The sequence below is a fragment of the Pseudoalteromonas sp. SG44-8 genome (genome assembly GCF_014164125.1).
Lineage (GTDB): Bacteria > Pseudomonadota > Gammaproteobacteria > Enterobacterales > Alteromonadaceae > Pseudoalteromonas > Pseudoalteromonas rhizosphaerae.
Window position 1 is genome coordinate 1 of the sequence record NZ_JACJEQ010000015.1, and the last position, 22,937, is coordinate 22,937.

Below are 22,937 nucleotides of genomic sequence, written 5' to 3' on the forward strand. Positions count from 1 at the left end.
ATATAGCTGTAAGCTGTAAGCTGTAAGCTGTAAGCTGTAAGCTGTAAAATTGAACCTTGTTGGGCACACCCTTACAAGGTTTTTTTATAAACAAATTTAAGTGTTTAGTTTTACCTGATGTCGCAAATCTCAGGAAACTGTGCTTTATTTAAAAGATGTAAACTTAAATAGAGTCATCAATGGAATTAATCAATCAGGTTATCTATGTTGATAACGTTGAAGAAACCTTAGACTTTTATTATCAAGCGTTTGGTTTTGGCACCCATACTCTCAGCGATGATGCCGAATATGGTGAGCTTGCCACAGGCGATATAAAAATTGCTTTTGCGAATCACCCATCTGCTCAAGCCCATTTTAAACAAGGTTATATACGCGCTCACCCAAAGCAACCAGCGCTAGGTTTTGAGCTGCGCTTTAGCTGTACTAATCTCAGTGAAAGTTACGATAAAGCGGTGCTTGCTGGCGCAGAGCCTCTTTGCCCCCCTAGCTGTAGAGGAACTCAATATTATGCCTACGTACGAGCCATTGAAGGTACTTTGATCTGCTTAGTACAAGCCTAGCCCTTCATCAAAACAGCATTAAAGTTTAACTTTGTAGCAATATAAGCCACACGTAACTGTCATCTAATTTCCTTATCTTAGCGGTAATTTAAATAAGGAGGTTAATATGAATACATTACTACTAACATTGATGCTACTAAGCCCAACTGAAGCGCTAGTGACTGAACAAATCAAACTGCAAACCACTGAAACACTAAAAGTTATGCAAATTGAACAGCAGACACAGTTGAAAACACAAGTCATCGCCTCATTAGAAAATATAGAATTGATATTGCCTGTGGTTGTTGATAAGCAAACTTTAGCGAAAGTACAAAACGTAAAACAGCAACTTAACCAAGACTAAGTTGCTCTGCAGAGTTAGTCCAAAAACGAAGCTAAAGCGATTTCAACTAAACTCTCGGTATTTTTGTTGTGGTTTTTCTTAATACCTCGCTGGCTAAATCGATTAGTCGGTATTTCAAAATGTATAAAACCATTATTATTGGCTTGCTGGTTCACTAGTAATTGTTTTTCTTTCGCTGTTAAGTGATTGTCGTGAATTTTATTAAGTTCTTTTGGATCTAGCCAAATACCCGCACAACTTGGGCACTCATCAATTTCGACCACATGAAGAGGTGTAAAAAAGCGCCGCATCATCACGATACTCGGGCACTTAGGGCAATTAATTCGTGCCGTTAAATCAACGTCTGTGTCAGGTAAAGCAGCCAAGTGCTCAGCAAGCACCAGCGCTCTTTTTAAAGATGGATCACTAAAATTAAAAATCTGGCGATTATCAAAAAATACCCCACCATTGGCGGATGAGAAAACCTCGATCCCCCCGACCATTAGTTTAGTGAGTTCTATATTTGTCCTTGGGCAGCGCATATCCAGCTCCTTTGCATTTTATTACTCATCGCAGTGAGATATTAACTCGGTGCAAGCGCCTTTTCAATTAGCGGTACTAACGGCGCTGGTAAAGTAATATTACCCGCCAACACAAAGTCATGTGCCTCAGTAGACATTTTTTGCCACGTACGTTGCAAAATCCCAATCCACTTTTGCTCATCGTAGGCTGGTTTTGTTTGCACAAATGCCAACATGTAATACTCAATAAACACTAAACTTGCGATATCTTCCACCAATTGACTATCAGGATTTCGCTTGATTTGTTTTTTCGCAACCGCTGCATATACTCGTTGCTGATCAACATCAGAACAACCAACTTGCTGCATTAATTCAACCACAGTACTGGCATGAAAAACATACAACGCACTGCGCCACTGATGATAGCCTTGTTTATCCATTGGAAAGTGACTTCGCGGCGAACACCAACGCTTTATGTGTTGTGCTCTCACAGCAATATGCATTAGCTCATCAGCATCAGGTTTAAAACGGTTTAACATCTGCGTCATACGCTCTGAATATAAACGCTCTTTAGGCCACACTTTACCTGCATAGTGTTCTTGATTAGGATCCTGACTATTTGCTTCATCAATTAACGCGATTACTTGCTCAAACATTAGTTTAGTCATCATTCTTAGATTTATAGGCTATTTTAATCAGCTCATTTGTAATTAGCTAGTTGAAAGTATTACGAGTTATTTATTGTTACTTTATTACTGAGCATCAATGAATTGGGAACTAAGTGACGACAGCCATCGGTCTGTAAAGTAATATATCTGAGGTTTAAATCGACCACGACACCTTTACAGCTTGCGACCTCGATGTTGTCGCCTAATTTAATTGGACGGTAAAGCACAATCATTATCCCTCCAACGAGATTTGAAATTGCATCTTTAAGCGCAAACCCTAACGCAAACCCTGTTAAACCCAAGCCAGCGACTAAACCAGTTACATCAAAATCAAGCTTAGAGAGCGCTAATATAGTGCCAATAAAAATCAAAATCGCTTTTTGTGAGTTTGAAATTAAACGAAACGATTCCGCGGCATGGCCATCAAAACGACGTTCAACCTTCTTCAGTGCCAAGTGAAAAACTAAACTTAAAACAATACAGCCAACAAATACCAAAATAGCAGCAATAATTTTTTCATTCATAGATAAGCGCCATATTAAATAAACCAGCTCTTTAGTTAATAGATTTACTAAAAGATTAATTCATTGAGCAAAGCTGTGTCTAAATTAGTTAAACTGAGTGAGATCAACTGCTAATGAATGCTTGGGCTTTTCAATCATGCGGGCAAGTTCTATATCACCCTCTTTTACTATAATTGTCGCGGTGTACTTTAACTGATGTGCTTTTGCAATGCCTTTATCATCTTGCTTATCGAATCCTACCGCCACTAATTTTAAACTTTTTAATGTTAACTGAGATTGCTTAATCAGCTTTAACAATCTTGGTACTTCACGTTCGCTGTCATGGCACCAAGTACCAAACAGCACTAGTATATCTTTACCAGCTAGTTTCTTGATTGTATTTAATTCGTGTTGAGACGGTTTAAAACTATCGTACTGCTGCTCGAAGCCGTTGTAATTTTTTAATAAATTAGCAGCACTGATCTGCCCGACTAAAGGCTCTTGTGCGGCAAAACTAACACTGCATAGCAACAAAAACCCTATCATTACAACCTGTTTCAACATACTTTTCTCTTATTGATTGAGCACTTAAAAATTGACTAAATTTTCAGAGATGTGGATAAATTAGCAACTAAGATACCGTTATTGAAAACCTAATCACGCAGCATAACGATGCTTGAGTAATATTAGCACTTTACTGCGAGTAATTGCTTTAAACTATCGGGAACAAATTTACGCTGTGCTGTAATGGCATAAAAATGCTCGTAAGCATCAGGTAAGCGCTGGTACTCAATTAATACCCCTTGCTCTATTTCATCTTTTACGACCACCGATGGTAATACCGATAATGCCCCACTATCACGTGCCAGTAATCGCAGCATCGCCATATCATCGGCTTCTGCTTTAATTTCTGGTTTGTATTGCCAGCGAGCACACAATGCATTAAATGAGTCCCTTATTGCCGACGTTTTACTGGGTAATACCCATTGTGCGTTTTCATAGCCAATTGGAAACTCACTACTGATTTTACCATCAGCAGGCCCTACGATAGCCAACGGTTGACGCGAAACTAACTGGCTTTGCCATAACTCATTATGATGCTCTGTTCCTACGGGTTTATTTGTCAGTACTAAATCTAATTCATGCTCCGCCAAACCATTTAGCAAACCATCCATACGCCGTGCGGTTAAAGAAAAAGTGACCGAGGAAGAGCTTAACAATGGATTGATAAATTCTTCAATAAAATTTCGCGATAGCGTATTTAAGACTCCAATAGAAAGGTGTTGTTTTTCAGCAATTGCACCTTTGCTCAAAAACGAAGATAACTCTTCACCAGTGCTAAAAATGTCGTTGGCATAGGCTAATACACGTTTACCCATATCTGTAAGCTCTAAGCTTCGGCCTTTTCGCTCAAACAAATTAACGTTAATCGTGTGCTCAAGTTGCTTTATTTGGGTTGATAGAGCCGATTGCGAAATATGCAGCTCTTTAGCAGCTTGCGTTAGATTACCTAGCAACGCGACTCGCCAAAAATAATAAAGATGATGATAATTAAGTCGGCTCATGAATAGTTAACTTAAATAGAACGTTTAGATAGATTATATCTATTTTTTTTCGCCTTTCAACTTTGTCATACTAGGTCCTGTTGACCTTTCAGGATTGAAATTTGTTCTATCTGGGCAGAATCCTTCGGGCAGCGGGTGTTTGGCATTTACGCTGCGTTATCAACTACTTACGGGGAATAACCACACGAGATAGGTTCTGCCTTGCCTAAAAGTTAAACATACGGCTGCAAAAGTAACCTCGAAAAATAAACAGCCCCTAATTGCATCAATTAAAAGGAGCAGTAAATGAGTGAGTTAATTATTTCACTGTTAATGTTGGCTATCCCCCTTAGCATGCTGCTAACGGCTTACATTATCGGTAACAAAACCACGGCCAATAATGGCAAGGCCATCTTTTATGTACTAATCGCAAATGCTCTGTTACTTATAGGTGCGTTAACTGCTCAGACTACTTTCTCCCTGTCGTTAATATCAGCCCTTTCTTTCACAACCACTCGAATCATTATGCTGGCGCTAATCGTGTTTATCGGCATTTGCTTGGTAAGGTTTTGTCAAAACTATATGGCTGGTGAGCCACGTATTAATTACTTTTGGCGATGGTTATTGACGACCTTATCGGCTGTTACTCTGGTTGTATTAAGTAATCATTTAATTCTATTTTGGCTGGGCTGGCTATCAATTAGTCTCGCGCTACATAAGTTATTAATGTTTTATCCTAACAGGCCACGTGCAGCACTGGCCGCACATAAAAAATTCATTGTCGCCCGTTTAGCTGAAACATGTTTGTTCATCGCTTTTGCACTGCTATATAACGTACACGATACCTGGTTGATCACTGAGATCACTGCGGCCTACATAAATAATACCGTCGAGCTAACATTGAGTGAACAACTCGCTGGCAGTCTTATTGCACTGGCTGCGCTGATCAAGTGCGCACAGCTTCCGTTACATGGTTGGCTTATCCAAGTTGTTGAAGCGCCAACTCCTGTCAGTGCGCTTTTACATGCAGGGGTGATTAACCTAGGTGGTTTTTTATTAATTTTATTTGCGCCACTGTTTATGCAAGCAACAATTGCCCAGTGGTTAGTGCTGGTCGTAGCAGGGTTAACCACTGTAATTAGCGCCTTAGTCATGACGACTCGGGTCAGTGTTAAAGTTCGACTCGCATGGTCAACCAGCGCACAAATGGGTTTAATGCTCTTAGAATGTGCATTAGGACTTTTCGAACTGGCGCTCATGCATCTAGTGACACATTCTATGTATAAAGCATACGCATTTTTAAATGCAGGTAACGCAATTAATGAAGATATTAATCGCCGTCATGCACCAAAACATACTCCCTCATTAGCTGATTGGCTCAGAGGCATGATTATTTCAACAGTTATTGTTTCTTCGGCATGGTTTATCAGTGGTTACAGTGGCGCTATCAGTGTTTGGTTACTACTAACATTAGCACTCACAATACTGATTGCTACAAAGCACGGTATTGCAGGGAGGAGTATGCTAATACCCATCACTTTTATCGCTCTTATTGCGACCTTAAGCTACGTCGGATTAAAAACACTATTTGGCTTAGCTGTCGATACCACAGCATGGCGTGAAGCGGCATTTAGCATCGCTGATATCTGGGCTATCGTACTGATTACAACATTAATGGCATTAAGTTACTTTCTTCGCAATCAAAGCCAACACCCTAAAGTAAAAGCACTCTCAACCATGTTATTTGCAGGGCTGTATCTTGATGAATGGTTCACTCGGTTAACCTTAAAACTTTGGCCTATTCGCCTTCCCGTTGATAAGCAAACAAATACGAAGCACCACAACCAGACGTTTATTGCAAAGGAGTCACAATTATGAATACCGCTACCTCCTGTAACACTGAGCAAGCACTTAACAATACAGAAAAAGCGATATTAGCAAAAGTATGTGGCTACATTGCACCCAGTTGGCCACTTGATCAAATGATTGCTGTGAATCCCTTTTGGCACATGCGCGATATGCCCATCGAGCAAGTCAGTGCTCGCATAAGCGTATTGACCAATGCCAAACTACAAATGCCTAAAGCTTATTATCAAGCAAAATATCAACAACAAGCAATCACCGATGAAAACTTACGTGATGCAACCCATATATTAGGAGTTGTTTTAACACTTGAACAGCTAAAAGAGTCACTGAAAATTGATTTACCACTGATGCACTGGCATAACATTTCTGACTTGCTTGATACTCAACGAGATCCACATAAGATGGCTTGGCACGATGAAATTATTCATCAAATCAGTCAATTTTGTGCGGCACATTATCAACAGCTTGGCCCTATGCTACATCGTAACGATATTTCTCAAGTCAGTGATCTCTACCATCATTGGTTAACAGTGATCAAAGCAGACAAAGGGGTTAGTATCATCATGGATGAAAAACACCTCAACAGCTATTTTGCTCAGTTACCTGACTCAGCTGACCAATTAATTGTAGAAACAATCAATACGTTAGGAATTGACGAGGACTGCTTAGAGTATTATGCCCATGCCCTGTTACTCGATATTAATGGCTGGGCTTCGTGGCTGGCGTATTTACGTTGGCAAGGGGACTTATATCAACAGCCCCACGATGAAATGTACCAATTATTAGCGATACGTATGGCGTGGGATTTAGTTATTTGGCGTTACCTTAAGGACCATGATAAGCCAAGTTATGCGTTGTTAAGCAGTCAATGGCAGCAAGAAAAAGCACAAATATCCGAGCGTTTAAATAACCATAAAATTGCTCAGCGTCCAATATGGGTGTGGGCTAAAGCAGCAGAACTAAATTATCAACAAACACTGCAACAAAAGCTCATTAATGCTGATAAAAAAACCGTTACTAAGACACAATTACAGGCGATATTTTGTATTGATGTTCGCTCAGAAGTGATGCGCCGAGCATTAGAATCACAAAGCCAAACCATTGAAACATTCGGCTTTGCAGGCTTTTTTGGCCTGCCTATTGAATACCAAGCCCATTCTAGTGCCCTTAAGCGGCCACAACTTCCTGGGTTATTAAAACCGATAATTCAGGTCAGTGAACAACATACAAACAATAAAACGTTATCAAAGCGAAAGCTTACAGCGGCTTGGCAGAGCTGGTCTAAAGCCGCACCAGCTGCGTTTTCAATGGTTGAATCCGCGGGTTGGTTATACGCGTTTAAACTGCTAAAAAATACTTTTTTAGCAAGCCGTGATGGCATACAGTCAAGCCATAACGAGCAATGGCAATTAAACAAAAATGATCAGCAACTTAATGTTCAAGATAAAGCAGAACTTGCATATACGGTATTAAATGCCATGGCGATAGAACACTATGCTGAGACTATATTGTTGGTCGGTCACGGTAGCCATACTACCAATAATTTACATGCAGCTGGCCTTGATTGCGGAGCCTGCGGAGGACAAACAGGCGAAGTTAATGTGCGTGTGTTAGCGTCATTACTAAATGATCAGCAGGTTCGCCAAGCATTAAAAAAACGCGGATCCACTGTCCCCACAAACTGCCAATTTGTTGCCGCGCTACACAACACCACAACCGACCACATTACAATTTTTGATGAACCACTGAACGACACAACTAAGCAATGGTTATCAGCGGCGACTCAACAAGCTCAGCGCGAAAGAATACAGCATATCGAACCAAGCCTAGCATTGAAGTCACACCAAGAAATAAACAAAGCCTATCAGCAGCGAGCAAATGACTGGTCACAAGTTCGTCCTGAGTGGGGGTTAGCTAATAATGCCGCATTTATTGTTGCTCCGCGAAGCTGGACTCGCGAGGTGGATCTACAAGGCCGCAGCTTTTTACATGATTACCAGTGGCAACATGATACTGATTTTAGTTTATTAGAGCTCATTATGACTGCACCGATGATCGTCACCAACTGGATTAATACCCAATACAATATCTCGGTCACAGATAACTTTAAATATGGTAGTGGTAACAAAGTACTGCATAATGCAGTGGGAGGAAATATAGGCATCTTTGAAGGTAATGGCGGTGATTTGCGCATTGGCCTTGCTATGCAATCATTACATAATGGTGAAAAATGGATGCATGAACCACTAAGATTAAGCGTCTATATTGCCGCTCCACAACAGGCAATTGCATCGATATATGAAAAACATAGCATGATCAAAAACCTGGTAGATAACGACTGGCTAAGCTTATTTCGGTGGGGTGATAACAATGAAATCGAGCGCTTTTTTAAAGGAAGGTGGCATAACTGTATTCATGCCAATGAAGGTTAACAACAATGCCACACATCGTTCTTGCGACTAAGCATCAAAAATCACGCTGGATTGCTCCTTATCTTGAGCCTTTAGGCTATCAGATTAGAGAGTCTGACGCATTTGATACCGATTCATTGGGCACCTTTAGTGGTGAAATTGCTCGTACATGCTCACCTGAACAAGCAGCATTAACTAAAGCAAAACAAGCGTGTGAATACAGTAATGCTGCATTTGGCTTAGGCAGCGAAGGAAGTTTTGGTGGTGGTCCTTATTTTGGCTTAGTTAACTTCAATACTGAATTACTTTGCCTGTATCAGCGTGATACAAACACAGCTATTTATGGCCATGCTGCTGGGCCATTTTCACCCATTAGCTTACCCATTGAACATCATACAACCGCACAAGCAATAGCCGAAAAGCTAGCCAAGTTTGAACAGCAACATTGGATATTAACATTGCCGCATACGCTTGAAAAAGGCCTAAGCCTAGATGAATTGCTAGCAAGGTTTACTTATCATTTACCATCTTCGGGGAAAATCATCCCCGATTTAAGAGCCATGCATAGCCCTGAACGGCAAACTATGATCGCAAACGCAGCGAAAGATTTAGCAAGACGCTTAACGTCATTTTGCCCCCAGTGTAAGGCAGCTAATTTTGTGATTAAAAAGGCAATAGCCGGGCTAATTTGTAGCCAATGTTCATTACCAACCAAGCAAGTTAAGCATCATCTAATCGCTTGTGATCATTGCCAACATAGCTGTGTTGTTCCAAGCAACAACGCGTTGGCTGATCCAACTTATTGTCAAATTTGTAACCCATGAGACTAACACTAAATGACACCATTTAATTCAACTAAAATGTTATCAGGCGAGCAAGGTATCGTAGATGCGATCAGCTTGCTTAAGTCGGGGCAATGTGTCGCACTGCCAACCGAAACAGTATATGGGCTTGCCGCAGATGCAACAATTCCTAGTGCCGTATTAAAAATTTTTGCTGCTAAAAAACGACCTGAAAGCCATCCCCTGATTGTACATATTCCTGATCAAAGTCATTTAACCCGATGGGCAGAGCAATTACCGGCCTGTGTAAAACCACTTGCAGATGCATTTTGGCCAGGCCCCTTAACGATGATCCTTAAAGCAAAAACAGGATTAAATAATCCTGTTACAGGTGGTTTGCATACTATTGGTTTACGAGTACCAGCAAATGCTTTATTTTTAAAAATATTAACCGAACTTGATACCGGTTTAGCCGCGCCGTCAGCAAATAGCTACAAACAATTGAGTCCAATAGCACCAGAGCAAGTTATCAACGACCTAAATGGTCGTATTGCGGCGGTGTTAGATGGCGGGAAATGTTCCTATGGCATTGAATCAACCATACTGGAAGTTACTGATCAAACTCTGCGTATTTTGAGGCCAGGTCCTATTAGCGCAGTAGAAATTGAGCAGGTAACAGGACTAACCGTGGCAGTACCTTTAAAACATAACGAAATAGTGCCAGGCAATGTCAGCGCCCACTATCAACCGAATACTCCTACAACATTGATATCGCTTGAACAATTAATCACTGAGATTAATGAGCATGACAACGATAAAACACATTATTTAGTGTATTCAAAAACTGCCATCGATGCGCTGCTATTTAAACATGTGCCTATTAACAACATCACATGTTTAGCAGAAGAACCTCATGATTACGCAAAAAATCTCTATGATTCGCTGCATCAAATCGATAAACACTCATGTTTAACTATTCTGGTAGAGCAACCACCACAAGAGCAAGCATGGTCAGCAGTAAACGACAGACTCTCACGTGCAGCATCGACGTATATCGGCTAAGTAAATATTTAACTTAAAACTTTGCAAGTCATTTGATTTAACCCTAGGCTTGCAAATCACAGTCACTATCCATTGTTTTATCCTATTTATGAGACCCAAAACCTTGCTTAAATTATGATAAATATCGATAACACTGAACATGTAGAATCACAATATATTATTTTTAATCACACCTAAGATTTCGCCACAGTAGCAAGACTATTTGATCAGTAAATGTTTGATAGCAAGTTGAGCCGCCAAAAAATTAGTTAAGAGTAAAATACCAAGCCAAAAACTTAACATCCTCCCATCTAAGCACATATGACTCTCTATCCCTTATGAATGGGGAAACAATTTGAAACGAAAATGAGAAAGTACATTGTTTTAGCACGGCTAAGTTGAAAATGATGAAAATACGTTCAATTAGTCATAAATCTGCAATTAAACTATAGGATAATTTCCATTCGATTTAATTAACCTAGAAAAGACGACAGACCTCAATGACCACTCCTTTAGTGCGCTTGAACTTTGCACTGCAATCTTTTGAAGATCCGCTATCAGCTGCCATGGCACATACTATGGAATACGATACGCTGCATCTAAATGCAAACGCAGAGCATGAAATTAGACTGCTTTGTGTATTACCAGAAGATGCGCATGAAGGCGACACTATTTCGTTAAGTGCAACACATATAGCAGCGCGTGATGCACGTTACTTTATGCAATACACACTGCGTCTGAGCGATATAGAAGCCGGTACGGTAACGCTGACACTTGAAAAAATAACTCTCAGTGATGAAAGTGACGAATATGTGCTGCAATTAATGTTGCATGGTTTACATGCCACCCTCAAAGACAGTGCTGAATTTGATGTCGCAATCAAGGAATATGGCGCAGGTTATATACCACAATACGAGCCGGCTCTAGTTTCTAAAAGTCATGCACTGCGCCAATATATGACAAGTTTTAGTAGTTCATTTTTATCATTATTTTAATCCGCAAAGCTGACTTTACCCATAGTAATGGTGGGTATGCCCTGCGCTTGATTACCAAAACGTTGCTGGCCCCCCGCTAAACATTCGTTCGCTAAAATCGCAAACAAAACTGCTTCTTTCGCATCTGGGTCGATACCTAGAGCATGGGTATTTTTAATCTCATGTAACTGTGGACACAAAGATAAAATATGCTTCATCAACAGTGGATTATGTATTCCCCCACCACTGGCATAAACTGTAACATCGGCTAATTTTTCACTGCATTGATTAATAGCCTGTGCAATCATCATCGCCGAAAATCGATTTAGTGTTGCCATTACATCTTCGTGGCTTAGCTCTAGGGTGTTGGTTGTCGTTTGTGCTTGGTGTAAATAAGCCAAATTGAAAACTTCAGGGCCTGTCGTCTTAGGAAAGTCCAAATTAAAAAATTCATCTTGGCATAACTCATCCAACAGCGGCTGATTTATCTGGCCTCGGTTGGCAATTAAACTATCTTTGTCATAATGAAGCGGCGCAAAATAACGTTGTATATAAGCGTCCATGATTGTATTACCTGGTCCAATATCAGAGCTAAATACAGCGCTCGCATCAGCAGATTGTGGTAAAAAAGTCAGGTTAGCAATGCCGCCCATATTCAGTAATATACGATTTTCAGTTAAGCTGCTAAAAAATAAATAGTCGCCATATACTGCAAGTGGTGCGCCTTCTCCGCCCGCTGCAATGTGCTTTTGTCTAAAATCGCCAATCGTGGTAATACCAGTCGTAACCGCTAAATGGTCGCTATCACCTATTTGCAAAGTACCATGATTAAAATCGCTCTGGTTATGCTGACTTTTAGGGCAGTGATAAATAGTTTGCCCGTGACTTGCAATCACATCAATATCAGCTGCAGCAACTTCCCATTTAGCTAAACACTGCAATACCATTTTGCCATGTAATTGCCCCACCCAAGGATGAAGTAAAGTAACTAACTCCAAATCACATTCGCGTTTGGCAAATACTGTTTTTATTTTTTGTTTATAGTCATCATCATAATCAACAGTGTCAAAGGCTAACACATCAATTTGGGTGTTCATGCCATGACCTGAGACTTTGCACAATGCAACATCTAACCCATCTAATGACGTTCCACTCATCAGACCAATTATTAATCTGTGTTGTTTTTTAGCGCTGTTATACAGTTGTAATATATGCTGATGCATTCTTTTTACCCTTAAAAATCAAAATACTAATTAATGTATATGCATTTCAAACTCAAGAATACTTTATACCTTAACTTTAAATATTGAAAGAATAATTATTGCAAACAAGTTAAAAATGCTTTAAAACTTACCAACACACTGAGTGTACCGACAACGATAAAATTCATAATAGCAAAAAATACATAACCACGGGAACTGACCATGAAACACTGCAAACCTAACTCAATGCGCCCACTCCACCTGCTATCTCCAATTGCACTGGCAATTATTGCTACTACTAGCCCTGTTTTATTGGCCGCTGAACAGCAAGAAGTGCAGCAAAAAAAACCTGAAGTAATTACTGTTACTGGCTCTCGAATTCAGCGAACGGAATTAGTTTCAAGTAGCCCAGTAGTGAGTGTTGACGAAGCACAAATACACCTAGATCGCGCGGTGAATGTAGAAGATATTACCGCAAAGTTACCACAAGCTGCAGCGGGAGCTAATAGTACAGGTGCAACGGTAGGTGACTCATTTGGCTCATCGACTATTGATTTACGTGGCCTTGGTCAAAACCGAACTTTGGTATTAATTGACGGTACGCGCGCTGTGCCATTTAGTTTTCGTAACTCAGTTGATGTCAATACAATTCCTGCCGGTTTGATCAAACGTGTTGATGTTTTAACAGGCGGTGCAGCTGCTGTTTATGGCGCCGATGCAGTAGCTGGCGTGGTTAACTTTGTGCTTGATGATGACTTTACCGGCGCTGAGTTTTCAAGTAGTTATGAAACAGCTGATGGTGGCAATGAAAAACTTAATTTTGAAGCCATTTTTGGTGGCGATATAGCTGATGGTAGTGGCCATATTACTGGCTACCTTGGTTATTCTGAACGTAAAGAGTTACTTGCTGGTGAACGTGATTATGCCTTAGAGAATGGCGCGACTATGATTAATAGCGGCGGGTTATACACCGATGTTGCCAGTGGTAATAGTTTAGCGATTAATGATGCAGGCCAAGTCGTGAGCGATCGTCAAACCAATGACTTTACCGGCGACCGCTATTTAACTCAGCCTATGGACAGATTTTCTGCTGGTTTATTATTTGATGTGGATGCCAGCGACAGCGCAATCATTTATGGCCGTGCGATGTATTCTAAAGTAACCGTTAATGGCGCCGGAGCCAGCGGCCAAACACCTATTTTTGTTAATGAGCAAGTAACTCTCACACAAGATAACCAATACATTCCTGATGAACTTCGCCAACAACTCACCTTTGATGCTGATGGTAATACGCTAGTCAATGTTGAACGTAATTTAGGCCTTGGCGTACAGCATACTGAAGCCGTGCGAGATTCATTGCAATTTCAACTGGGTTTAAAAGGCGATATTAACGATTATTTACGTTACGATATTTATGGTCAGTATGGTCAAACCGATGAAGTAGCAACGATCTATAAAAATGCTTACAAAACCGATAAAAGTGGCAATAGTCGCTTTGCCAGTATAGCCAATACCATGGATATTTTTGATCCTAATTTAGATCTAGGCGAATTTAGCGACCCACTACTTTATACCACTCGCGAGCGAACGCAGAGCGTGTTTGCTGCCACCTTATCAGGTGATTCAAGTGCCATATTTGAACTACCTGCCGGTTATGTCGATTTTGCAATTGGTTATGAATACCGCAAAGAAACGGGCAAGCAAACACCGGGAGATGCATTTAGAAATGGCACTAGTTTTGCCGCTGTTAGCGCCTTTGATATGGATGCCAGTTTTGACAGTAGTGAGTTCTATGCAGAACTATTAGTGCCGATCTTAGTTGATATGCCATTTGCAAAAGAGCTTAGTTTTGAGGGCGCGTATCGTATTTCTGATTACTCAAACACTGAAGCAGAAGACACCTATAAACTGGGCATAAACTGGGCAATTAACGATGATATCCGTATCCGTGCGAATAAACTTACGGCATTTAGAGCACCTAACTTAGGTGAATTTGCCAGCCCAATCACCTCTCTTTCACTGGCATTGTTTGATCAAGATAGCGACCAATTCGTGCCACGTTTAGCAGGTCGTTTTAATGGTGATCCATGTTTGCTAGGTACGGGTGACGCAGCACAATGTGCCGCATTTGGCGCACCTGCAGTTGGTACTGAATTTGATAGCAGCTCTGCCGCTTATACTTACGGTGGTAACCCAGATATAAAACCAGAACAAGCTGAATCAGATACTTTAGGCGTGGTTTACACACCCAGTTATATCGATGGCTTCGATGTATCTATAGATTATTACAGCATTCGCGTAACTGATGCAGTAAGCCAAATCCAGCCAGGTGCAGCATTACAGAGCTGTTATATTGACGATCCAAATCCTAATAACCCATTGTGTGGCGCAGTATTACGCGATCCAAACACAGGCTTTATTAGCACCGCGATCGTAAATGACTTTAACCTTGCAGCGATTGAACAAGCTGGTATCGATTTAGCAGCCAACTATGTATTTGATGCACCAATGGATTTAGGCGGTCGCTTTAGGCTCTCATACCAAGGTAACTTTGTAACAAAACAAACTCGCCAAAATAATAGCACCGTAGCCGAAGTTGATTGTAAAGGTACTTACGGTAGCGCGTGTTCAGGTGATTTTGCGAGTATCTTACAAGCCGATTATAAACATCGCGCCACCTTTGATTGGCAGCTAGATACCATGAACTTCCAATTAGGCTGGCGCAGAATCGGTGAAGTAGACTATGCTGTAGATAGAACAGAAACAATTTCAGCACAAGACTACATGGACTTTGCTGCATCGTGGCAAGCAACCGACACTATCGCCGTTAACTTTGGTATCGATAACCTATTTGACAAAGCACCACCAACACCTGAAATTGGCGCTAACCACTTTAATACTGTGAGTGATTACAGCGTTATTGGCCGTACAGTGGGCGTTGCAGTTCGTTACTCACCGAGTTTTTAGTTAATCCCAAATTGCTCATAGCAACACAGGATTAAACCCTTAAAGCGCACCCTGCCCGGTGCGCTTTTCATATTAGATTAGTTGAATCAAAACATTTGCTACTCATCTTGCAGATGGACTCGAAGTAACTTATTCACAAAGAAGTCATGAGACGCTGCGCTGATGAGGAAAATATTGACGCCATAAATAGCGACCTACATGGGTAAAGGTTCTAGAAAAGTATCTAGGTGCTAGGATTAATCCGTTGCCCGTCGTATTTCTGGGTGTCTCATTTACCCTCATTCACTTCTCTTTGTGCAAATTAGGGTCTTTAAACAATCACAACTAAGTCAATTCCCACTGAATGCCCGCAGTTTTACTCCAAATTTATCACTTCAATCGCACCGCGTTTTTGCATAGTTACAAACAGCTTGGTTTGCTGGTCATTAAATGCCACATTGGTTGGATGCTGCCCTGTTAAAGTATAGGTTTGCAATATCTTACCTGCGGGGCTAATTTTTAAAATAACACCTGCGCCATAACGGGCAACATACAGGTTACCTTGGTTATCAACACGCATGCCGTCCATACCATGGTCGTCAAATGTGATCAGCGGCTGCTTATTGCTGATGTTTAGCTCACTATCAAGATCATACTGCCAAATAACCCGCTGCACGCTTTCGTTTACGTAGAGTTTACTATTGCTGTTATTAACCGCCACACCATTGGTGGTGCCCATATTATCTTCTAATAATTGAGTACTGCCATCTGTATTTATACGCCATAATTTGCCGGTAGCATCAGCCCAATTAGGGTCGCTGGCAAATAATACACCGCGTTTGGTAATCGCAATATCGTTTGGTTGATTCATGGTTTTATTATGAGCAAAAACCTCAACGCTTTTACTATTAGCAGGCACTTTTAAAATATTATGATTTACATAATCCGCAATATAGAGATTACCTTGGCTATCAAATTGCAAACCATTACCAACGCTGTCATTTGGCAGCTTTAAAAATAAGCTGGCTTTACCATTGTTATCAACCTTACCAATGGTGCCCTGCTCAGCAAAATTAACTGCGTATAAATGCTGCTTATAAAAAACAGGTCCTTCAACGCCTTGAGTAAACACATTATCAGGCACAAACTCCTTACTGTGCTGCGCAATACTGGTGGCACTAAAAAGTGCTGCACAGCTCAATCCACAGATCATCGCTTTCATTTTATTATTATTCCTAATTTAAATTATTACTGGTGAAGATGCTCAAAATAGGGAAATTGTCTTCGCCAAACGACAGCGTTAATGAGCGTTGCTCGCCATCCTCTAGTTTAATGTTTTCAGCCAAGGAAATCGGGGCAACTCGCCGCCCATCAGCAAATAACGCCATAATATGTTCCGCTTGTAAAATGCGTGAACCTGACGCGTCATTACGAATTGTCACCACTGCGACTCGTCGGCCTTGCTCACTACTCATAAAAACGGAATTAACCACTGTAAAATCACTTTTTTTTGGAGTAATTTTCGCATCATTTTCAAAACTAAACTGCATTCCCTGTAACGCAACTTGATCGACCGACAATACTTCATCATTTGCCTTTACCAAACCGCTCACAAAAGCACTGACTAGCAGTGGCAGTAAAACCAACAGTTGTATTTTCATTTCATTCCCTCGCTAACAACATCTATCTAAAGGTTATTTTTAACACAACTTGTTCTTAAATGGCAGAACAAATCACCACTATTGCACTGCTGCAAAAATGATTCTCTGCACAGCGATAAACTAATCCATACGCAGCATTGAATTTGCTCACCTTAGCCCTAAGTTCATACGTTAAGCATTTAACTCGCTGCAGACAACTAAGCATTTAGATTTACAGTACTTATACGCAGCTCTTTTTAACTGGATACGGAAAAAAATTATGCAATCTATTACCAATAAACAGCTTACGCTTAAATCTCGTCCTCATGGTGCGCCAACACTTGATAATTTTGCTATTAAAAGCGTACAAATGCCTGAATTACAACAAGGCGAAGTATTACTACGTACCATTTATTTATCACTTGACCCTTACATGCGTGGCCGCATGAGTGATGCGAAATCATATGCTGATCCGGTAGAAATTGGCGATGTCATGGTTGGCGCAACCGTATGTCAAATTGAGCAATCAAATAACGACAAGTTTGCAAAAGGCGATTGGGTACTAGCCTATACAGGCTGGCAGGAATATGCGATTTCAAATGGCGAAGGATTAATGCCATTAGGCAAAGAGCCAAATAATCCATCGTATGCATTAGGTATTATGGGTATGCCTGGCTTTACTGCTTATATGGGGCTGCTGGATATTGGCGCACCGAAAGAAGGTGAAACAGTGGTCGTAGCTGCTGCAACAGGCCCAGTAGGTGCAACTGTTGGGCAAATTGCTAAACTCAAAGGTTGTAAAGTAGTCGGTGTGGCAGGCGGCAGTGAAAAATGCCAATACGCAGTCGAAAAGCTTGGTTTTGATGCCTGTATTGATCACCATAGCGATGACTTTGCCAAGCAGTTAGCTGAGGCATGTGATACGGGGATTGATGTTTATTATGAAAATGTGGGCGGAAAAGTCTTTGACGCCGTATTACCACTATTAAACACCGCTGCTCGCGTACCATTATGCGGCTTAGTGTCGCAATATAATGCGACTGAGTTACCACAAGGACCCGATCGTATGGGGGCTCTGATGGGGCAAATTCTCTCTAAGCGCATTCGTATGCAAGGCTTTATTATTTTTGATGATTATGGTCATCGTTATGATGAGTTCGCCACAGATATGCAAAAATGGCTCAGCGAAGGGAAAATTCAATACCGTGAACATTTAATAACCGGGCTTGATAATACAGTGTCTGCTTTTAACGATATGCTGGATGGCAAAAACTTTGGCAAAACTGTAATACAAGTTAACCAGCCACTATAAACTTTATTTTTCAAGCGCAGTTATTACTGCGCTTACAAGGAACACTATGATCAAGTTACATCATTTAAATAAATCACGCTCTAAACGTATTATTTGGTTACTCGAAGAGCTAGACGTTGACTACGAAATTGTGGCTTATCAACGCAACCGTGAAACCTTTTTAGCTCCTGATGAGCTTAAAGCGATTCATCCACTGGGCAAATCACCAGTGATTGAGGACAATGGCCAAATAATTGCTGAATCAGGTGCGATCACAGACTATTTGATCAGTAAATACGGTAACGGTAAGTTTGCGCCAAGCAGTGACAGTAAAGACTATATTGACTACCAGCAATGGCTGCACTTCGCTGAAAGCTCAGCAATTTTACCGCTATTATTAAAAATGTTTGTGCAAAAAGATGGCGCTAAAACGCAATTTTTAGAAGGCTATGCCGATGCAGAAACCGCAAAAGTTATTAGTTACTTTAATGACCGCTTAGAAGGGAAGCGTTACTTAGTAGGTGACTCTCTAACCGGTGCTGATTTTATGATGTCATTTATTGTTGAAATTGTTAAAAATGCAGGCCAACTAGCACATTTTAAAAATCTCGTTAAATACGATGAGCAATTACAAACTCACGAGAAATTTCATTCCGCTAATGAGTTAGAAGCAAAGTACGACTAAATTAGTTTTGTTTTGGCTGTTTAAGGTGGTTTTACAGCCAAGCGATGCACCCATTCCGATTCGGTCTATCGAGATAGATTTTTTAAAGCATTATAATTCAAAAAGTGCAGTTGCTCATTAATTTGACTACTGCACATTAATTGCTAAGCATTAACATTATTTATACATAACTGATTATTAAAAAAGTAAATTCGTTTTATAAGTCATTCCACTTAACGAATTACGTTGAGTTATAATCAGCCAATATAAAATCGCACCAAATAATACTGGAAAACATATGACCATAAATATGCGCCTCGCCACTGGTTTTGGAGTGATCTTATTAATGATGCTCACATTAACCATTATTGGCACATCTCAAGTAAATCAAATTGACAATAATATAACTGAAATTAACGATATAAATTCTGTTAAGCAGCGTTATGCTATTGATTTTAGGGGCGCAGTACATGATAGGGCAATAGCAATACGGGATGTGGTGATATTAACAAATGCTAGTGATTTAAGCGATACGATTAGCTTAATAAATGAGCTCAATAACAATTACCAAATATCGCATGAAAAAATGGCGAGCTTGGTTGATCAAATGACTGATCACGAGCGCTCCCTAATGAAAAAAATTGATAAAATAGAAGAGCATACCCTCCCCTTAGTGGAAAATATTATCGCCGCTAAACGTGCTAATAATATAAAGCACGCAACTATGCTATTATTAACCGATGCGCGTCCCTCATTTGTAGAATGGTTGGACAGCATTAATCAATTCATCAATCTGCAAGAGCAAACAAATCATAATTTAACGGATAAAACACGTGAGATAACCAGTTCATTTGAGCTATGGATGATTTCATTAACTGCACTGGCTGTTATTATTGGCGCCGTAATTGCCTATATTATTAGTTCAAAAATTAAAAATGCAGTAGGCGGTGAACCACAAGAAGCGGCAGAAGTAATTGCACGTATCGCTAAAGGTGATTTAACCACTGAAATAAATTCCTGCTGCCCTAATAGTATGATGGCATCAGTTCAAGTAATGCAAAAAGAATTGAAAGCTATCGTCAATAGCATTATTGATTCTTCACAAGAGCTTTCATCTCATTCAGCAAGTGTCGCCTCAGGCTCACAACAAGCACTTTATGCTGCAGATAATCAAGTTACGCTAACTAACTCTGCCGTCACCAATTTAGCCAATATGAGCCATAGCATTCACTCAGTTGCCAGCGCAGTAAAACAAACTGAAGATAATTCAAAAATTACCGCACAATTATCACAACAAGGTAGTCAATCGGTGCAAAAAGTAGCAACCGAAATTGGCGGCATATCAACCACAGTGAAAGCAACAGTCAAACAAGTAAACATACTACAAAATCATGTTAAAAACATTGGTGATATATTAAGTGTGATACGTAGTATTTCAGATCAAACGAACTTGCTAGCGCTAAATGCAGCTATTGAAGCCGCTCGTGCAGGCGAATCTGGACGTGGTTTTGCCGTTGTAGCTGATGAAGTTAGGCAACTCGCCCAACGTACAGGTGATGCGACCGGTGATATTGAGAAAATGATTTTACAGATCCAAGATAATACCCAAGCATCTGTCACTGCGATGGAAACCACAGTACCACAAGTAGAAAGTGGTTTATTATTGATGGATGAAGCCAATCAACTACTGCAAGAGATACAACAACAAGCCAATGATTCCTTGGAAAAAGTACTTGAAATTGTCGACTCAACATCAGTGCAAGTTGCCACAGTGTCAGAAATTAGTTCTGGTGTAGAGGAAATCGCTAACATGTCCAAGGAAACCAGTTTATCCTTAAAAAACAATGCACAAGAAGCAGTCGCATTGGCTGAGTTATCAAAAACACTGAAGCAGTACATTAGCTATTTCAAAGTGAACTAAAGAGCGCTTTAATACTTTAATACTTTAATCTACTAATCTATATCCTACCGCAGGCTCAGTAAGTAAATACTTTGGGCTTGCGGGATTTGCCTCTAATTTTTGCCTTAGCTGCGCTACATGCACACGCACATATTCAGGGCGGTTTATATATTGCTCTCCCCATATATGGCTTAATATTGCATTATGAGTCAATACCTTATCTTTATTTTGAAATAATAACAGTAAGATTGCATATTCCTTTTTAGTCAGCTTAACCTCATTGTCACCAACACGTACAATATGCTTATTTGGGTCGATACAAATGTCGCCACATTGCAACGCAAAACTGACTTGATTATTAGTACGCAGTAACACCCGAATACGCGCTAATAGTTCATTGGCGCTAAAAGGTTTAGTCAGGAAGTCATTGGCCCCATTATCAAGCGCCGTGACTTTTTCCACTTCACCATCACGGGCTGAGAGTACTAATACCGGTAACTGGCTCCATTGCCTAAACTCCACTAGCCAGTCTTGACCATCCATATCCAAAAGCCCTAAATCTAATAATACAAGGTCATAACTTTGCTCACTTAAAAGTGCAAAACCATCCAGCCCTTTATCACAAATACTCAGCTCATAGCCACTGGCTTGCAGTAAGGTTTTTAAAAAGCTTTGCAACGGCGGAGAATCTTCAAGTATTAAGATTTTAGTCATTATTTTTTATCCAGATTAATTTTGCCAAGGCCATTTCTGTATCGTTATCTATCGTCAGTGAAAATGTGCCTTGATGAAACTTAGCAACCACATCACAAATTACACTGCCAAGCCCTACACCTTCATCAGCACTTGCTTGTGGCTTGCTAATTAATTTATTGCTCAATAGTAATTGATAACTCACCGCTGACTCGTAACGGCTTTGGGTAAATTCAACAACCACCTCACCATCACCATAACGCCATGCATTTTCGAGCATATTTGCCAGTGCTATTTCTAACAGTGTCACATCGCCTTGGCAGCTCGAATTGGCATCAATATTTGTTGTTACCACAAAATGCGCTAATTGCTGCTGCCTACGTGCTTTTGCTTCGCTTAGCAAAGCTTGCAAGTTAATTGTTTGCCAGCACAGGTTTTCGCCCATTTTATTTACTCGGCTAAGCTCCATCACCTTGTCAAAATGCTGATTAAGAATTTTACTTTGCTCATAAATATTACCGGCCTGCTCTTTTATTATCGCTTCACTGAGTGTGATCTCATCATCGGCCAACATGCTTGAGGCGCCCATAATAGTTGCCAGTGGCGTGCGCAAGTCATGAGATAAACTGCGTAATAATGCATTTTTAGCACGCTCGAGTTCAGCTTGAACCGAAATAGCCGCCGACTGCTGCCTCAGTAATGTTTTCTCATGTACCTGATACAACAATGAAATTGCGGTATTTACGAAGCTCTTTTGTCCTTCAGACAGTAACGTTGCAAAAGCAAACCCCCCCATACTTTGCTCTTTATCACTTAATAGCATAAATTCACCTGCCACTTGCTGACGCATTTGTTGAAATTGGCAAGTAATGGCCAAATGCTCGCTAATAAGCTGCTGAAAGTACTGCTTTTGCTCATCCAGTGTGTCTAAACTATTTAATCCTTTAGCCAGCTCGTACAGTGTTCGACTATTACTCGCGTGTAATTGTACATCTCGCACCTTAGTGTTTAATTCGCCCGCTAACTGGCTGATCATCAATCCCACAATGAGCATCACGATAAAAGTAACTAGATACTCAATATTTTCAATATGAAAAGTAAAATACGGGGTAACAAAAAACCAATCGGTACACGCTACACTGACCAAGGTGGTAATGGCTGCAACGCGTCGGTTACTGCGAACTGCAACCCAGGCGACCCATAACAGCTGTAGCATCACGATGTCGGTGGTCGAAAACCAATCTCGTAACGGATAAATCGCCATAACCACAATGATCGGCATTATCACCGCCAAAAAAAATGCTTTATATTTGCTTGGTTTGCCCTGCACTTGATTCATTAACGATTCCTCTGACAATTAACTACATAGGTTACTGCCTTTTCAATATTGCCTCTATAAAGTTTTTATA

Annotated in this window: 21 protein-coding genes; 11 read left to right on the forward strand and 10 right to left on the reverse strand. The window is 40.5% G+C overall.

The features are described from left to right. The first annotated feature begins 179 nt into the window (after positions 1-179). Together H5163_RS12780 and H5163_RS12785 are read left to right on the forward strand one after the other, a co-directional pair. Positions 180-560 carry a VOC family protein gene (locus tag H5163_RS12780; RefSeq protein ID WP_182735284.1) on the forward strand — a complete coding sequence of 127 codons (381 nt, stop codon included), beginning with the start codon at positions 180-182 and terminating at the stop codon, positions 558-560. Between the two features lie 106 nt (positions 561-666). Next, on the forward strand, positions 667-903 hold the full coding sequence (locus H5163_RS12785; protein ID WP_182732413.1) for a hypothetical protein: 237 nt from the start codon (positions 667-669) through the stop codon (positions 901-903). A 14-nt stretch (positions 904-917) separates the two neighbouring features. Here H5163_RS12785 and H5163_RS12790 read toward each other — a convergent pair whose 3' ends face one another. The 5 genes from H5163_RS12790 to H5163_RS12810 all read right to left on the reverse strand — a co-directional run bounded on the left by H5163_RS12790 (position 918) and on the right by H5163_RS12810 (position 4,139). Then, on the reverse strand, positions 918-1,424 hold the full coding sequence (locus tag H5163_RS12790; protein WP_182735285.1) for a zf-TFIIB domain-containing protein: 507 nt from the start codon (positions 1,422-1,424) through the stop codon (positions 918-920). Positions 1,425-1,465: 41 nt separating this feature from the next. Then, positions 1,466-2,059 carry a DUF4202 domain-containing protein gene (locus tag H5163_RS12795; protein WP_182735286.1) on the reverse strand — a complete coding sequence of 198 codons (594 nt, stop codon included), beginning with the start codon at positions 2,057-2,059 and terminating at the stop codon, positions 1,466-1,468. A gap of 71 nt (positions 2,060-2,130) precedes the next feature. Further along, complete coding sequence (locus tag H5163_RS12800; RefSeq protein WP_182735287.1) at positions 2,131-2,595, reverse strand: mechanosensitive ion channel family protein; 465 nt, start codon at positions 2,593-2,595, stop codon at positions 2,131-2,133. A gap of 84 nt (positions 2,596-2,679) precedes the next feature. After that, complete coding sequence (locus tag H5163_RS12805) at positions 2,680-3,138, reverse strand: thioredoxin (RefSeq protein ID WP_182732410.1); 459 nt, start codon at positions 3,136-3,138, stop codon at positions 2,680-2,682. Positions 3,139-3,260: 122 nt separating this feature from the next. Then, complete coding sequence (locus tag H5163_RS12810; protein WP_182732409.1) at positions 3,261-4,139, reverse strand: LysR family transcriptional regulator; 879 nt, start codon at positions 4,137-4,139, stop codon at positions 3,261-3,263. A 285-nt stretch (positions 4,140-4,424) separates the two neighbouring features. On the opposite strand from H5163_RS12810, the gene H5163_RS12815 reads away from it, so the two are divergent. The 5 genes from H5163_RS12815 (at position 4,425) to H5163_RS12835 (ending at position 11,213) form a co-directional block, all read left to right on the forward strand. After that, positions 4,425-5,996, forward strand: a complete 1,572-nt coding sequence (locus H5163_RS12815; protein ID WP_182732408.1) for an NADH-quinone oxidoreductase subunit L — start codon at positions 4,425-4,427, stop codon at positions 5,994-5,996. After that, a complete protein-coding gene (locus tag H5163_RS12820) occupies positions 5,993-8,416 on the forward strand; it encodes a YbcC family protein (protein WP_182732407.1) in 2,424 nt (807 codons plus the stop codon). Before H5163_RS12815 ends, H5163_RS12820 begins: the two co-directional genes overlap by 4 nt. 5 nt (positions 8,417-8,421) lie before the next feature. Beyond that, positions 8,422-9,219 (forward strand): DUF6671 family protein, encoded by a 798-nt coding sequence (locus H5163_RS12825; protein WP_182735288.1) that lies wholly within the window; start codon positions 8,422-8,424, stop codon positions 9,217-9,219. A gap of 12 nt (positions 9,220-9,231) precedes the next feature. Further along, positions 9,232-10,239, forward strand: a complete 1,008-nt coding sequence (locus H5163_RS12830) for an L-threonylcarbamoyladenylate synthase (RefSeq protein WP_182735289.1) — start codon at positions 9,232-9,234, stop codon at positions 10,237-10,239. 479 nt (positions 10,240-10,718) lie between these two features. Further along, positions 10,719-11,213: a hypothetical protein gene (locus H5163_RS12835; RefSeq protein ID WP_182735290.1), complete on the forward strand. Its 495-nt coding sequence runs from the start codon at positions 10,719-10,721 to the stop codon at positions 11,211-11,213. Here the strand turns inward: H5163_RS12835 and H5163_RS12840 are convergent. Further along, positions 11,210-12,415 (reverse strand): anhydro-N-acetylmuramic acid kinase, encoded by a 1,206-nt coding sequence (locus tag H5163_RS12840; protein WP_182735291.1) that lies wholly within the window; start codon positions 12,413-12,415, stop codon positions 11,210-11,212. The two genes, H5163_RS12835 and H5163_RS12840, sit on opposite strands and share 4 nt — an antisense overlap. A 201-nt stretch (positions 12,416-12,616) precedes the next feature. Between H5163_RS12840 and H5163_RS12845 the strand changes: the two genes are divergently transcribed. Then, on the forward strand, positions 12,617-15,361 hold the full coding sequence (locus tag H5163_RS12845; protein ID WP_182735292.1) for a TonB-dependent receptor domain-containing protein: 2,745 nt from the start codon (positions 12,617-12,619) through the stop codon (positions 15,359-15,361). A gap of 355 nt (positions 15,362-15,716) precedes the next feature. On the opposite strand, the gene H5163_RS12850 is transcribed toward H5163_RS12845, so the two are convergent. Both H5163_RS12850 and H5163_RS12855 read right to left on the reverse strand, forming a co-directional pair. Then, positions 15,717-16,562 (reverse strand): SMP-30/gluconolactonase/LRE family protein, encoded by an 846-nt coding sequence (locus H5163_RS12850; RefSeq protein ID WP_182735293.1) that lies wholly within the window; start codon positions 16,560-16,562, stop codon positions 15,717-15,719. A gap of 13 nt (positions 16,563-16,575) precedes the next feature. Further along, a complete protein-coding gene (locus tag H5163_RS12855; RefSeq protein ID WP_145239758.1) occupies positions 16,576-17,001 on the reverse strand; it encodes a hypothetical protein in 426 nt (141 codons plus the stop codon). A 259-nt stretch (positions 17,002-17,260) separates the two neighbouring features. On the opposite strand from H5163_RS12855, the gene H5163_RS12860 reads away from it, so the two are divergent. The 3 genes from H5163_RS12860 (at position 17,261) to H5163_RS12870 (ending at position 20,856) form a co-directional block, all read left to right on the forward strand. Beyond that, positions 17,261-18,292 (forward strand): NADP-dependent oxidoreductase, encoded by a 1,032-nt coding sequence (locus H5163_RS12860; RefSeq protein ID WP_145239761.1) that lies wholly within the window; start codon positions 17,261-17,263, stop codon positions 18,290-18,292. 46 nt (positions 18,293-18,338) lie between these two features. Then, complete coding sequence (locus H5163_RS12865; protein WP_145239764.1) at positions 18,339-18,956, forward strand: glutathione S-transferase family protein; 618 nt, start codon at positions 18,339-18,341, stop codon at positions 18,954-18,956. A gap of 277 nt (positions 18,957-19,233) precedes the next feature. Then, positions 19,234-20,856 carry a methyl-accepting chemotaxis protein gene (locus tag H5163_RS12870; protein WP_145239767.1) on the forward strand — a complete coding sequence of 541 codons (1,623 nt, stop codon included), beginning with the start codon at positions 19,234-19,236 and terminating at the stop codon, positions 20,854-20,856. A 24-nt stretch (positions 20,857-20,880) separates the two neighbouring features. Here H5163_RS12870 and H5163_RS12875 read toward each other — a convergent pair whose 3' ends face one another. Beyond that, a complete protein-coding gene (locus tag H5163_RS12875; protein ID WP_149981938.1) occupies positions 20,881-21,549 on the reverse strand; it encodes a response regulator in 669 nt (222 codons plus the stop codon). After that, positions 21,542-22,867 (reverse strand): DUF4118 domain-containing protein, encoded by a 1,326-nt coding sequence (locus tag H5163_RS12880; protein ID WP_182735294.1) that lies wholly within the window; start codon positions 22,865-22,867, stop codon positions 21,542-21,544. Before H5163_RS12880 ends, H5163_RS12875 begins: the two co-directional genes overlap by 8 nt. Positions 22,868-22,937: the final 70 nt, after the last annotated feature.

What these genes read in the sequence shown, in the direction of transcription:
- H5163_RS12785 (WP_182732413.1), top strand. Translation starts at nt 667, where the DNA reads ATGAATACATTACTACTAACATTGATGCTACTAAGCCCAACTGAAGCG.
- H5163_RS12860 (WP_145239761.1), top strand. Translation starts at nt 17,261, where the DNA reads ATGCAATCTATTACCAATAAACAGCTTACGCTTAAATCTCGTCCTCAT.
- H5163_RS12810 (WP_182732409.1), bottom strand. Translation starts at nt 4,139, where the DNA reads ATGAGCCGACTTAATTATCATCATCTTTATTATTTTTGGCGAGTCGCG.
- H5163_RS12840 (WP_182735291.1), bottom strand. Translation starts at nt 12,415, where the DNA reads ATGCATCAGCATATATTACAACTGTATAACAGCGCTAAAAAACAACAC.
- H5163_RS12800 (WP_182735287.1), bottom strand. Translation starts at nt 2,595, where the DNA reads ATGAATGAAAAAATTATTGCTGCTATTTTGGTATTTGTTGGCTGTATT.
- H5163_RS12835 (WP_182735290.1), top strand. Translation starts at nt 10,719, where the DNA reads ATGACCACTCCTTTAGTGCGCTTGAACTTTGCACTGCAATCTTTTGAA.
- H5163_RS12865 (WP_145239764.1), top strand. Translation starts at nt 18,339, where the DNA reads ATGATCAAGTTACATCATTTAAATAAATCACGCTCTAAACGTATTATT.
- H5163_RS12820 (WP_182732407.1), top strand. Translation starts at nt 5,993, where the DNA reads ATGAATACCGCTACCTCCTGTAACACTGAGCAAGCACTTAACAATACA.
- H5163_RS12850 (WP_182735293.1), bottom strand. Translation starts at nt 16,562, where the DNA reads ATGAAAGCGATGATCTGTGGATTGAGCTGTGCAGCACTTTTTAGTGCC.
- H5163_RS12790 (WP_182735285.1), bottom strand. Translation starts at nt 1,424, where the DNA reads ATGCGCTGCCCAAGGACAAATATAGAACTCACTAAACTAATGGTCGGG.
- H5163_RS12855 (WP_145239758.1), bottom strand. Translation starts at nt 17,001, where the DNA reads ATGAAAATACAACTGTTGGTTTTACTGCCACTGCTAGTCAGTGCTTTT.
- H5163_RS12805 (WP_182732410.1), bottom strand. Translation starts at nt 3,138, where the DNA reads ATGTTGAAACAGGTTGTAATGATAGGGTTTTTGTTGCTATGCAGTGTT.
- H5163_RS12825 (WP_182735288.1), top strand. Translation starts at nt 8,422, where the DNA reads ATGCCACACATCGTTCTTGCGACTAAGCATCAAAAATCACGCTGGATT.
- H5163_RS12845 (WP_182735292.1), top strand. Translation starts at nt 12,617, where the DNA reads ATGAAACACTGCAAACCTAACTCAATGCGCCCACTCCACCTGCTATCT.
- H5163_RS12875 (WP_149981938.1), bottom strand. Translation starts at nt 21,549, where the DNA reads ATGACTAAAATCTTAATACTTGAAGATTCTCCGCCGTTGCAAAGCTTT.
- H5163_RS12795 (WP_182735286.1), bottom strand. Translation starts at nt 2,059, where the DNA reads ATGTTTGAGCAAGTAATCGCGTTAATTGATGAAGCAAATAGTCAGGAT.
- H5163_RS12830 (WP_182735289.1), top strand. Translation starts at nt 9,232, where the DNA reads ATGACACCATTTAATTCAACTAAAATGTTATCAGGCGAGCAAGGTATC.
- H5163_RS12880 (WP_182735294.1), bottom strand. Translation starts at nt 22,867, where the DNA reads ATGAATCAAGTGCAGGGCAAACCAAGCAAATATAAAGCATTTTTTTTG.
- H5163_RS12870 (WP_145239767.1), top strand. Translation starts at nt 19,234, where the DNA reads ATGACCATAAATATGCGCCTCGCCACTGGTTTTGGAGTGATCTTATTA.
- H5163_RS12780 (WP_182735284.1), top strand. Translation starts at nt 180, where the DNA reads ATGGAATTAATCAATCAGGTTATCTATGTTGATAACGTTGAAGAAACC.
- H5163_RS12815 (WP_182732408.1), top strand. Translation starts at nt 4,425, where the DNA reads ATGAGTGAGTTAATTATTTCACTGTTAATGTTGGCTATCCCCCTTAGC.